General features: G+C 72.7%; 7 protein-coding genes. 3 read left to right on the top strand and 4 right to left on the bottom strand.

Annotated features, from left to right (window positions below; genetic code table 11):
• The first annotated feature begins 190 nt into the window (after positions 1-190).
• Entirely contained in the window at positions 191-1,405 is a 1,215-nt protein-coding gene (locus ABD308_RS13085) for an MFS transporter (protein ID WP_344332915.1), read from the top strand.
• On the opposite strand, the gene ABD308_RS13080 is transcribed toward ABD308_RS13085, so the two are convergent.
• Positions 1,389-1,706 carry a hypothetical protein gene (locus ABD308_RS13080; RefSeq protein WP_344332913.1) on the bottom strand — a complete coding sequence of 106 codons (318 nt, stop codon included), beginning with the start codon at positions 1,704-1,706 and terminating at the stop codon, positions 1,389-1,391. The genes ABD308_RS13085 and ABD308_RS13080 overlap by 17 nt on opposite strands.
• Before the next feature lie 129 nt (positions 1,707-1,835).
• Between ABD308_RS13080 and ABD308_RS13075 the strand changes: the two genes are divergently transcribed.
• A complete protein-coding gene (locus tag ABD308_RS13075; RefSeq protein WP_344332912.1) occupies positions 1,836-2,549 on the top strand; it encodes a hypothetical protein in 714 nt (237 codons plus the stop codon).
• A complete protein-coding gene (locus ABD308_RS13070; RefSeq protein ID WP_344332911.1) occupies positions 2,546-3,817 on the top strand; it encodes a nucleotidyl transferase AbiEii/AbiGii toxin family protein in 1,272 nt (423 codons plus the stop codon). The genes ABD308_RS13075 and ABD308_RS13070 overlap by 4 nt, the downstream gene beginning before the upstream one ends.
• 79 nt (positions 3,818-3,896) lie before the next feature.
• Here ABD308_RS13070 and ABD308_RS13065 read toward each other — a convergent pair whose 3' ends face one another.
• From ABD308_RS13065 to ABD308_RS13055, 3 genes are all read right to left on the bottom strand, one after another.
• The gene (locus tag ABD308_RS13065) at positions 3,897-4,073 is read right to left on the bottom strand and encodes a hypothetical protein (protein ID WP_344332910.1); all 177 of its coding nucleotides are present in this window, start codon (positions 4,071-4,073) and stop codon (positions 3,897-3,899) included.
• 182 nt (positions 4,074-4,255) lie between these two features.
• Positions 4,256-4,660, bottom strand: coding sequence for a hypothetical protein (locus tag ABD308_RS13060; RefSeq protein ID WP_344332908.1), 405 nt, complete (start codon positions 4,658-4,660; stop codon positions 4,256-4,258).
• On the bottom strand, positions 4,657-11,985 hold the full coding sequence (locus ABD308_RS13055; RefSeq protein WP_344332907.1) for an RHS repeat-associated core domain-containing protein: 7,329 nt from the start codon (positions 11,983-11,985) through the stop codon (positions 4,657-4,659). Before ABD308_RS13055 ends, ABD308_RS13060 begins: the two co-directional genes overlap by 4 nt.
• Positions 11,986-12,164 lie beyond the last annotated feature (179 nt).

Here is a 12,164-nt window from a genome sequence, read left to right as displayed (position 1 = left end):
CCAGGAGAGCACCAGGTCGAGCCGGTCGCCGCCGACGGGACGCGACGCACCCACGCGCCCGGCCACCCCGGCCACTCCAGCCGCGCCGGGCGGCACGGTTGACGTCCGATTCACGCCAGCCCGGCACCCCGTCGCTTTGGTGGACTTCGGGGCGTCGATCACCCCCCCGTGCCCGGACAGGAGCACCACCATGCCCGATACCGCCCGCCGCGCCCCCTCGCGCCCCGTGCCCGGGCCCTTACCCCGGCCCCGGCCCCGGACCCGGACCGGCGGGTGGCCCGCCGTACTCGCCGTCACCGCGGGCGTCTTCGCCATCGTCACCACCGAGATCCTGCCCGTCGGCCTGCTCACCCCGATCGGCGACACCTTCCGGATCTCCGACGGCACCGCCGGGCTGACGATGACCCTGCCCGGCCTGGTCGCCGCCGTGGCCGCGCCCGCCGTCACGGTCGCGACCCGCCGCGCCGACCGCCGCACCATGCTCTGCGCCCTGCTGCTGCTCCTGGCGTTCGCCGACCTGCTGAACGCCTTCGCCCCCGCGTACTGGGCGGTACTGCTGGCCCGGGTCGCCCTCGGCCTGGTGATCGGCGCCTTCTGGTCGATCGGTTCCGGACTGGCCCCGCGCCTCGTCCCGGCGGGCCGGCAGGCCCGCGCCAACACCCTGATCTTCACCGCCGTCCCGCTCGGTTCGGTGCTCGGCGTCCCGGCCGGTGTGCTGATCGGCTCGCTCGCCGGCTGGCGCGCGGCCTTCGCCGCGATGGGCGTGCTCACCCTGCTGGTCCTGGCCGCCCTGCTGGTCTGCCTGCCACCACTGCCCCCGCCCGCCACCACCACCGGCCTCGGCGTCCTGCGCGGGCTGCTCGCCGGCCGGGGCACCCGCACCGGTCTCGCGACGACCTTCCTGATCGTCCTCGCCCACTTCGGCGGCTACACCTACGTCACGCCGTTCCTGACCGAGGTCACCCACGCCGGGCCGGGCCTGATCAGCGGCCTGCTGCTCGCCTACGGCGCCGCCGGTCTGCTGGGCAACCTGCTCGCCGGACAGCGCGCCGCCCGCGCGTTGCGCCCGGTGTTCACGGCGGCCGCCGCGCTGCTCGCCGCCGCCACCCTGCTGCTGCCCGTCGTCGGCACCACCGGCCCCGGCGCCGGTGCGCTGCTGCTGCTCTGGGGCGTCGCCTACGGCGCCGTCCCGGTCTGCTCGCTCAGCTGGTTCCTCACCGCCGCACCGCACGCCCCGGAGGCCGCGGGCGTGCTGTTCACCTCCTCCTTCCAGGCCACCATCGGGATCGCCTCGCTGGTCGGCGGCGCCGTCGTCGACCGCACCGCCCCCACCACCGTGCTGCTCCTGGCCGGTGTCACCGCCCTGTGCGCCGCCGCCCTCGCCGCCGCTACGGCACCGCGATGATCACGCCGGTGGGCAGCAGGGTCAGCGCGACGCTCAGCGACCAGTACCCCCGCCCCCGGCCGGACCGGCGGCGCAGCCCGTCGTTCGCCAGCCACCACAGCGCCGTGAAGGCGAGCACCAGCGGGCCCGCGAGCACCAGCCACGGCAGCGGGCCGTCGTTCTCCGTCGGCTCCCCCACCGTCCAGCCCAGCGCCTTCAGCGGCCAGTTGACGGCGAAGTACCAGAGCAGCCAGACCGGCACCACGGCCGGCACCCCGAGCAGCAGATTCACGACCGCGGCGCGCGGCGGGTACGTTCGCATCCGGCCAGTATTCCCGGCGCCGCGCGGAGCGCCGGCACGGCCCCGGGCCACCTACCTGGAGCAGAACCCGGCGGTCCGTCATCCCTCGGGTGCTCCCCCGGTGTCGGTGGTCCCTGGCACGATGCCCTCATGCTCGCCACCCGTCCAGACCGGCACCCCGACCGCGCCCCGGCCCTCCCCGACCTGCGGGGGGACTTCGAGGTGCACCTCACCGTGCGGCCGGGCGCCGCCGAGGCGCTGGCCGCCTGGGCGGCCGACCACGGCCTGAAGTTCACCCACATCCTGCTGGCCCGTGGCACGGCGCCCTCGCAGCCGATGCTCACCCTGCGCGCCGACGGCCCGTTGGAGGAGGTCGCCGCGACGACGGCCCGGACGGCGGAGCGGCTGGCCGGGGCGGGGTTCGCCGTGCTGCGCACCAAGATCGAGGCCACCCCGTGGGCCCACGGCGTCCCGGCCTCGGACGGGGACGCCGCCGCGCACGGGCCGGCCCGCTACTTCGAGCACCACGTCAAACTGCTGGTGCCCGGGCCCGCCCCGGCGGCCAGCCTCGCCGCTCTCGCCGACCTCGCCGACCTCGCCGTCCGGCACGGCGCCCACCTGTCGCACAACCCGCGCCGGGTACGCGAGGACGGCCACCGCGAGTGGTTCGTCACCCAGCGCTGCCGCCGGGTCGGCCTGACCACCGCCGGACACCGGCTGGACGCACTACTCGGCGACCTCACCGCCGACGGCCATCAGGTCGTCTCCGTGGAACGCGAGTTCGTCGCCGTGGACAGCGACGAGACGCTGGACGCGGGATGGCTGACCGAGCACGACCGCACCGCACGAGGAGAGACCCGATGACCAAGGAACAGCCCCTCACCTGGGAAGGCCTCGACTACGGGCCGTGGGAGGGCCTCTCCCTGCCCGGGCGGCCCCCGTCGGAGGACGTCCGGGAGGAGCGGGACCTGCCCCGGTCGATCGTGCCGATCGACGACGAGGCGGTCCGTCAGCAGCCGGTCTTCGACCCCGCGCTCGCCGGCTACACCCGGGCCCTGCGGCCCAGCGAACCCCTCTTCGACGACCCGCGGCTCGCCGAGCGCTGGCTCACCGCCCGGCGCGAGGCGCTGAACACCGTGCTGTCCGCCGTCGCCGCCTCGCCGTGGGCGGAGCATCTCGTGCTGCGCGGCAGCGTCCTGCTGCGCGCCTGGTACGGCGAAGAGGCCCGGGAGCCGGGCGACCTGGACTTCGTGGTGCGGCCGGCGGACTGGCCACTGGAGGACCCGCGCACCGACCGGATGCTCACCGGCCTCGCCGCCGACGCCGAGGCGCTCTCCGGCGAGGCGTCCGCCGAGGGGGTCCGGCTGCACGCCGACCGGGCCGTGGACGACGACATCTGGACCTACGGCCGGGTCCCCGGACGCCGGCTGGTGCTGCCGTGGACGGCCCCGGACCTGCCCGGCGGCACCGTCCAGCTGGACTTCGTCTTCACCGAGCCCCTCCCCGCCCCGCCCGAGCCCTGCGAACTCCCGGGCGTGCGCGGCCCGCTGCTCGCCGCGACGCGGCAGCTCTCGCTGGCCTGGAAGCTCCTCTGGCTGGTCTCCGACAGCCACCCGCAGGGCAAGGACCTCTACGACGCGCTCCTGCTCTCGCGCACCACCGAGGTGCCCTACGCCCTGCTGCGCGAGGTGTTCACCCGCTCCGAGGAGAACTACGCCCGGTGGCCGGTGCTCGCCAGGGACATCACCGGACTCGACGTGGACTGGGACGAGTTCGCCAAGGACCACCCCGACTTCGCCGAACCGGTCGAGGAGTACCCGGCCCGCCTGCTGGCCGGACTCGCCGCCACCTTCGGCGACCGCGGCGAGTACGCCCTGCGCGCGGAGTGGCTGGCGCCGCTCATCGAGGACCTGCGCGAGGTGCTGGCCCACGAGGGCATGGCCGCGGTCCAGCGGTGGATCACCGGCCACCACATGCCCCCGTCCAACGCCCTGGTGGTCCTCCGCGAACTCCTGGACGGCGACCTCACCGCCGCCCGCCGAACCCTGGGCGACCACGGCCACCCGAACCGGCACCTCCAGAACCTCGCGGAGGTCGCCGACCAGTACGCCGCCGAGCTGGCCAACGGGTAGCCGGGCAGCCGCCGGGGTCGCCACCTGGGGGAATGACGCTTCGCGACCCCGCAAAGGTCACCGGCCCAGGGGTCGCCCCTCAACCTCGACGGTGGCACCGGTCGGGGTGCCGCCCGGGGACGACGGCGAGTGCGTCCGCGAGGGCCAGGCAGTCGGCGGGGCGACAGATGCCCGGTCCGGCGACCATCACGGTGCCGGCCACCATGCCGAGCGAGACGACTCCTACGCCGCCGGCCTCACCCTCATCGCCGGCCACGCACAACGCACCGTGCCCTCTCCGGAAGCTTCCGGAGAGGGCACGGCTGGTTCAGCGGGTCAGGCCGAGTACTTGACGACACCGCCCGATGGCGCCGATCCGGCGTGCCGGGAGCCCCGGCCGGTACTCCTTTCGACCGGGGCCCGTTCCGTCGGTCACCTGGCCGGCCGCCCTAGGACGGCTCAGCCGGGAAACCCGAACGAGGTGTAGATCCTCCACAGCTCACAGCGCCCGGTAGAACCCACCACTCGCCCGATGAGCGAGGGGGGTGGCACAGCGGCGGCGACCCGTTCGACGACCTCGGCCGTCGTGGCCGGGACCTCGCCGGGGTCTCCCGGCCAGATGACCGGCCGGCCCTCCCCCGCACCGAACCCCCGCTCCAGGACGAGCGCGTCGTCCGCCGCAACCTCCGAGAAGGCGTAGAGGCACTGGTCCACGTCGTCCGGATCGAATCGCGTGGCCAGCGTCCGGAAGTACCACCACAGCCCTTCCCGGGTCTCCATCCGGGCGAAGCCCTCCCGGGGACCGTCGTGCCAGTCGAAGATCGCGACCGCCTTCATCACGGCGGAACCCTCGTCCGAGGTCATCGCTTCTTCCTTCCGAACGCCCGGTTGAACGCCCCCTGGGCCTCTGCCTGGACAGGCTTCGGAAGGACGACTGTGTGGTGCATCTTGTCGGCCTTCGTCGGTGTGTAGCGCAGCTCGAAGTGTGCCACGATCGCACCCTTCGTGGCTGTCGAGGCGTCCGCGGGATTCCTCGACAGAGCCTCGTTGGACTCCGGCACGGTCACCGAGACCCCGTAGGGCAGGCGACCGGTCGCCTCCGCTTCACTGGCCATGCGCTCCAGCCGGCCCGTGCTTTCCCAGCTCGTTCCCCGGCGCACGAAGACGTCCTCCAGCGAGCAGGTGCAGGGCAGGTTCTGCCCGGGCTTGCCGTCCCCGCAGTTGTGGACGAGGACCGCGACGTCGCCGATCACCACGAAGTACGCGTGAGTCCGCTCCACGGTCAGGTCGTACGTACGCTCGTGATCGGTGAAGGGGGTCACCCCCGTCACCACGACGGACCTGCCGTCCGTGGTGCGAAGGCTCGCCCCGGGCTCAAGAGCGGCCGCCTCCACCCAACGTTCCTGCGAGGCGCTCCAGAACGGGTGGTTCTCGGTCGAGGTCAGTTCCTCCGTGCGGTCACCGTCGGCGACGGCGATCCTGACGAACGCCTTGTCGCTCTCGGTGGTGATGACCTCGGTCACCGGCGCCGAGGTCGTCGCCTCTCCGTCCCCGTCCCCGGAGAGCACCTTGTCGCCTGGCTGGACCTCGGAGATCTTCTTCCGGGAGCCATCGGCCATGACCACCTCGGTGTCAGCCGGGAAGCTGTGGCACACCCCCAGGCTCCAGCCGCCTCCGAGGTCGACGGACATCTGGTTGGGCATCGGCGCCCCGGTCTTCCCGGCACCCTGGAAGCCGTACGTCAGGCCCTCGGGCTCGTAGTAGACCCCCTTGTTGCCGTCACCGCAGGCCGACTTGAAGGCACATGCGTTGATCATGACGCCCGCACCGTGCGTGGGCGGCGCGCCGAAGAACGTGGGCCCGACGACGTCCACCGCCCACAGGCCCTCGATCATGTCCTCGATGTCCCTGTTGCAGGCCGGCCCGATGGCCTTGCACGCCGCGGCCAGGGCCGCGACGTCATCCTTCGCGGTCATGTACTCCGGGTGGGGAATCTTGGCGACGGCCGCGTGGTACGCCTTGGTGAACTTCTGGACGATGCCCGATCCGTCGTCCTGGATCGACAGACTGCTGTTGATCGCGACGTACTTCGGTCCCTCGTCGTCGCTCCCGCCGTTGTCCTCACCGCCGCTGCTTCCGGTGCTGACCCCGCTGCCCCCGCCCCCGCCGCCGTTGCCGGTGTCGGTGCCGGTGCCGGCGGCCTTGGCCGCCTTCTCGTCCTCCTCCTTCTGGGTCGCCTCGGCGCAGGCCTGGGTGGCGCACCAGCTGCCGTAAAGACCGCTGGGGTCGCTGGTGTTGACCGGGTCGTTGTAGGAGTAGGCGTAAGCGTTCCACTGACTCGGGTTCGCCGGGTCGAGGACGGGGTCGGGGCTGATGAAGCGGCCCGTCGCCGGGTCGTACTGCCGTGCTCCGAGGCTGGTGAGACCGGTGGTCTCGTCCTTCAGACCGCCGACGAAGCCCTTGGTTCCGGCCCACGAGGAGGCCGCGGGCTGGCTGCCGCGCGGGTTGCCGAAGGGGTCGGTGGGCCGCCGGGTCACGGTCATGGCCGTGTCGGTGCCGATCTGCAGGCCGTTGGTGCCGTGCGGGTCGGCTGCCTGGATCACCACAGTGCCACCACCGACGGGGGCGGTGACGCGGGTGAAGGTCAGCCCTCCGCCACCGTCAAGCGTCCGGGTGTTGGTGGTGGCCTGGGTGGCCGTGTCCAGGGTCAGCTCATCGGTGCCGACCACGAGCGTGGTCTTGCCGGGGCTGTGCCGGACCAGCTGGTTGCCGTCCGCGTCGTAGACGTAGCCGGTGTTGCCGGCCGTTCCGGTCTTGCTGACCGTGGTCGGCTTGCCCTCGGCGTTCCAGGCCAGGTTGGTGGTGCCGGAGGTGTCGGTGATCGCGGTGGTGTTGCCGACCGCGTCGTACTGGTAGCGGGTGGTCTTGCTCCCGGCCGGACCGTTGGTGACCGAGCTCAGCAGCGCGTGCGGCCCACCCGTGCCGCCGCCGGTGTTGGGGGCGGTGGTCGGGGTGTTGCGGGTTCCGGCGGCGCCGAACACCGAGGTCGTGGTGGTGTCGTTGAGGACGTTGCCGGTGATGTCGTGCTGGACCAGGCCGGTGCGGTTGCCCGCGGCGTCGTAGCTGTAGGTGTTCCAGTACGGCGCCGGGCCGCCGACGGTGCGCCCACCCGGGGTGACCGCCGCCGGGCCGTTGGCGTTGTCGCAGCCGCCCACGCCGGGGACGCTGGTCGAGCTGCCGGTGCCGTGCTTCTCGCCGTTGGAGTCGGTCCAGTCGGCGGTGGTGTGGGTGCCGCCGGTGTCCGTCCAGGCGTTGGTCAGCCGGCCGATGCCGTCGTAGGTGAAGCACTGCAGGTCGCGGTCGCGGGCCTCCTGGAGGTTGGTCACCGAGGTGATCCGACCGGCTTGGGTGTAGGTGTAGCTGGTCTGGTCGGCCGACACCGTGCCGTTCTGCCGGTCGACGAAGGAGTTGACGACCCGTCCGGTGGCCCAGTCGTACTGCAGGGTGGAGACCACCTGGGTGCCGTAGGAGCCGACGGTGGTGCGCACCGGCCGGGAGGCGGCGTCGTAGACGACCGCGGCCACCACGGACTTCTTGAGGCTCTTGCTGGAGACCAGCAGCCCGTTGTCGTTGTAGGTGTAGCCGATGGTCTCCGACGGGAGTCCGCCGGCGGCCGGCAGCGTCAGGGTGTCCACCAGCCCGAGGACGGGATCGTAGGTGGCCGAGGTGCTGTAGGTGCCGGCCAGGGCGCCTTCGACGGAGGGAATGGTCACGGCCGAACCGGTCGGCCGGTAGGCGATGTCGTAGCCGGTGACCGCGTTGACGTACGCCGCACCGCTGGCACCGCCCACGTACCGGGTGGAGGAGGTGGGCTTGCCCTTGGCCAGCGTGTCGTACGTCCAGGACGTGAGCAGGTTCGCCGGGGCCACGCTTCCGTTGTACTGGCCGGTCCTGCGGCCGATCAGGTCGTAGGTGTAGGCGAGCGTGTTGCCCTTGCCGTCGACGGTGTGGTCGACCCGGGAGTTGGCGTCGTAGTAGGTCCGGGAGGTCCCGGCGTCCGGGTCGGTGAGCGAGGTCTGTCGACCCAGCAGGTCGTGGGTGTAGGCCCAGGTGTTCCCGGAGGAGTCGGTGTGCGTGGCCTGCTGGCCGAGCGCGTTGTAGGTGTAGGTGCTGATGTCGGCGTCGGCCGGGTTGCCGGTCGGCGTCGCGGTGCGGTACTGCCAGGCCGCGACGGTGTGCCCACGGGCGTCGGTGATCGTGGTCGTCGGCGAGGCGCCGGCCGGCGGGGTCACGTCCACCCGGTCGGCACCGGGGTAGGCGCTGGTGGTCGCCCACTGCAGGTTGGCGTTGGAACGGAACTCGGCGCGGACCGGGCGGCCGAGGCCGTCGTAGGACGTCCAGGTCTGCGCCGGCACCTGTGAGTCCTGCGGCAGGTACAGCGCGGTGCTGGGCGCGGTGCTGGCCTCGTAGTAGGGCGCGGAGGTCTTGATCACCCAGCCGTGCGAGTCGTACACCGTGTCGGAGATCAGCCGACCGGTGGCCCGGGCGTCACTGGTCTGCTGGACCTGCCGGGCACGGCCGAGGCCGTCGAAGAGCTCGCGCCGGCCCGAGTAGGTGCCGCCACTGCGCTGAAGCCACTCGCTGGTGATCACCGAGGGGCCGGTCGTGCCGTTGACGGCATAGCTGAACCTCTGGTTGGGCAGCTCGTCCAGGCCGCGCCCGGGCGCCCACACGGCGGTGCGGCGGCCGAGGCCGTCGTACTGCTGCGTGGTGGTTCGCTGGTTGGCGTCGGTCTCGTCGAGCGCCTGGCCCCGGCCGGGCTCCTGGTTGACCACGACCTTCCAATCGGCGCCGAGCGGGCCGGTGGTGGTCACGGTGGTCGGGAACACTCCGGTGGCCGGGCTGCGCGTGGTACTGGTGACGGCCGGCGTGAGCGTGGCGCCGCTCAACTGCGCGCCGTTGCCGTCGTACGTCGACCCGTCCGGAGTGGCGGTGGTGACGGTGCGGCCGTAGGCGTCGTAGGTGGTGCCGCCACCGTGGGTGTAGACCGGGTTCCCGGCCGCGTCGTAGTGGTCGAGCACCTGGACACTGGTGGCGTCGCCGGTGGTGCCGGCCTGCTTGAACGGCCGCCCGTCGTACAGCGTCCGGCTGCCGCCGACGGTGTTCGCGGCGGTCGCCGCAGTGCCGCACGAACCCTGAACGGTGATCCGCTCGGCCGGCAGGATCATCAGCAGCGGGTTGTCGGAGGCCGCGTACGTGATCGTGGTGCACAGCTCCGGGATGGCGGCGGTGCCGTCACCCTTGTCCGCTGTGTGCAGCACCCGGTTGCCGTGCTCCGGGTCGGTAGTGGTGACCGATGTGGTGGTGCGCCAGCCGCCGTCCGCCAGCTTGACCTTGCTGACCTCGGTGACCTCGGAGTCCGGGTACCGGGCGTAGATCTTCGGCGCGCCGGCGCTCTGGGTCTGGGTCGCGGTCTCCTTCTGGCCGGAGCGCAGGCTCCCGGCTACGGACTGTACGACGCCGCCCGCCTGGTCGAAGACCTCGGTCGCCACGGCGGTTCCCGCCAGCCAGTCGCTGTCCTTGACGGCCGGGCCGCCGAGCGGGCTGGCGACGTCCACAGTGCGCTGGCTGCCGTCAGCCTTGTAGTCGCCGTCCATGCCTCGCAGGTAGGTGACCTTCTGCTGGCTCTTCGGGGCCTCTCCCGGGAAGGCACTGCCGGTGGTCGTGGTGACCGCCTGGTAGCCGCGGAAGTAGTCCCAGGTGCGGGCCTTCGCGTCGGTGAACTCGGCGTCGTCCCGGTGCCAGGCGGCGTCGCCGTGGTAGGTGTACTCGGTGGTGCGGGTGACCGAGGGGCTGGTGACCAGGTCCTGCTCGGTCACCGTCCTGACCATCGGCTTGTTGAACCAGTCGTTGACCGGGTACACCTCGGTCTGGCCCGGCTGCGGGGTCCGGCCCGGCGGGTACCAGTTGACCGGCATGCAGGCCATGGTGTTGCCGTCGGCGGAGGCCGGCATGTGGTTGTTGACCCGCGAGCACACGGGGTCGGTGTAGAGGACGTTGATCCGGCCGCCGGTCTCGGTGGTGATCTCCTTGATGCGCGGGCGCATGAAGCTCGGCGAGGCCGGCACCAGGCCGTCGACCCGGTTCGGGATCATCTTGTACGCGAAGGTGACGGCGGGCAGCGGCGTCGCGGCGCGGCCGTTGGTGCCGGTGCGGGTGATGGAGTCCAGCCACAGCGTGCGCTTGGTGCCGTCCCCGGGGTCGACCAGGGACTGGCCGAGCGCCCAGCTGTCCACGGTGACCGGGCCGGAGCCGGTCGCCACCTGCGTGGTGATGGAGGTGAGCCGCTTGGTGGAGAAGAAGGTCGGCCCGTAGTTGGTGCAGGTGCCCGAGGAGGCGCAGACCTGGTCGAGCGGGACGTCCGGCCAGTAGTCCGCGTTGGCGGTGGTGCGCTGGCTCTCGGCGCAGGTGATCGCACCGCCGGGGTTGCAGCGCTCGGCCGTGGCGTCGAACGTCACCAGGGCGCCCGGGGTGAGCGTGCCCTTGGCGGCCTTCTGCTCGTCGTAGCGCTGGTTGTAGGCGATCTGGGTCAGCGTGGTGGCGCGCTCGTAGGAGGTGAGGGTGCCGTTGCCGTTGTTCTGCCCGCCGCCGAGGCTGTAGTGGTTGGTCTCGGGCGCGTAGCGGTAGGTGATCAGGTTCTTGTGCGGGTCGACGACGAAGTCGAGCTGCCAGCGGTACGCCATCTGGCACCAGGAGCCCTTGCCGGTGGACGCGCTGTAGCAGGGGTCGCCCGGGTTGGGCGAGTAGACCGGGCTGGTCAGCACGGACTGGGCGGCCGGGTCGGTGGCGTCGCCGCCGGGCAGGTGGTTGCTGCCGAAGTAGTACTCGGTGCCGTCCGGGGTGGTGATCCGCCAGTACTCGGTGTCCTTGTACTCGCGCTCGCCGGCCGCGCGCGGGGCGCCGGTGAGCTGCTCGACCTTGGAGCCGTCGTCGCTCTGCAGGTGCCAGACGCCGGTGGTGTCGTCGCGGACCAGGGCGCCGGAGCGGCCGGCCAGCGAGAGCGTGGCGTTCTGCCCGCCCCAGCAGCGGTCACCGGAGTCCTTGATGCCCTGGTCGCCGCCCTTGTCGCAGGTGCGGTAGGAGCGCTCGATGAAGCCGGGCTCGTACGACCAGCCGTCACCGATCCACGAGGACTGGGAGTTGGTCGCCGACGTCCGGCCGTCAACCGCCGAGGAGTTGTAGTCGAGCACCACGGACGGTGCCAGGCCGCCGAGGGTCGGCGGAAGCTGGACCGTGTAGTTGTAGGTGAAGCTGCCGACGTTCGAGCCGGCGCTCCACTCCATCGACGGTGCCAGCGCCGTCGCCGCGTAGCTGCCTCCGGCCCCGGACGAGGTCGGCTCGGCGGACAGCACCATCGGAGCCGCCGCCACGGCCGTCTTCGCCGACGAGGTGGCACCGGCGGACGGCAGGACCACGTCGGCCGAGAGCCTGCCGCTCGCGTCGACGGTGGACTCCACCGGCGCCTTGGTCCGGCACTCCTCCCGCTCGGGGGTCGTCAGCGCGCAGGCCGGCAGGGCGACCAGACGCGCCCGGTCCGCCCAGCCGCCGGCCTCAAGGCCCTTCAGGTCCAGCGAGACGCGCGCCCGCCGCCCCTCGGCGGACGGTGTGGCGTCCGCGTCGGTCAGCGCGACCAGCGCGCTGCCCGCCCCGGCCGCCTTGCCCTTGGCGGTGTCCGTCACCTCGACGGACACCGCGGTGGCCTGCGGCGCGCCTGCCTCGCGAGCCGAAGCCGACGCCGACGCCGAAGCCCCCACCGCAGCCCCCGCCGCCGCGCCGTCGCCGACGGGCGCGAGCAGGACCGGCAGGGTGCCCGCCCGGGTCGGCCCGGCACCGCCCGAGGCCGGGGAGATCCCGCCGGTCGCGGCCCGGGCGGCCTTGGCCTCCGCCCCGTCGACGCCCAGCTGAACGGTGGCCTTGCCGGGCACCACGGGCGCCGCCACGATCGGCGTCCAGGTCTGCGGGCGCGCCGCCGACGCCGCGCCCTTGCCGTCCGGCCGGTGGTCGCGGCCCGGCACCGACGGGGTGTCAGCACCGAGCGGGGTCTGCGCCGGGGACCAGATCAGGTCCTCCGACGGTGGTGGTGCCGCCCAGGCCACACTGGGCGGCACCACCACACCGGTCAAGGTCAAGGCGAGCAGGGCGGCCAGGCCCGGCGACCGGCGCCTGCCCGTTCTCCCGGCCCGCCCCAAGGCATGCCAAAGTTCCACGTCAGTCCCCTCCGTAAAACGGCATGACGCGTCATCAGGGGTCCGACGCGTCCTGTCCGCGCATAGATCGGGCACGGACGCTAGTGATCACCGGTCAGGCC

It is taken from the genome of Kitasatospora putterlickiae (genome assembly GCF_039527695.1).
Lineage (GTDB): Bacteria > Actinomycetota > Actinomycetes > Streptomycetales > Streptomycetaceae > Kitasatospora > Kitasatospora putterlickiae.
Note: the sequence above shows the minus strand (reverse complement) of the source record. Positions and strands in the feature narration are given on the sequence as shown.

What these genes read in the sequence shown, in the direction of transcription:
- ABD308_RS13085 (WP_344332915.1), top strand. Translation starts at nt 191, where the DNA reads ATGCCCGATACCGCCCGCCGCGCCCCCTCGCGCCCCGTGCCCGGGCCC.
- ABD308_RS13080 (WP_344332913.1), bottom strand. Translation starts at nt 1,706, where the DNA reads ATGCGAACGTACCCGCCGCGCGCCGCGGTCGTGAATCTGCTGCTCGGG.
- ABD308_RS13075 (WP_344332912.1), top strand. Translation starts at nt 1,836, where the DNA reads ATGCTCGCCACCCGTCCAGACCGGCACCCCGACCGCGCCCCGGCCCTC.
- ABD308_RS13070 (WP_344332911.1), top strand. Translation starts at nt 2,546, where the DNA reads ATGACCAAGGAACAGCCCCTCACCTGGGAAGGCCTCGACTACGGGCCG.
- ABD308_RS13060 (WP_344332908.1), bottom strand. Translation starts at nt 4,660, where the DNA reads ATGACCTCGGACGAGGGTTCCGCCGTGATGAAGGCGGTCGCGATCTTC.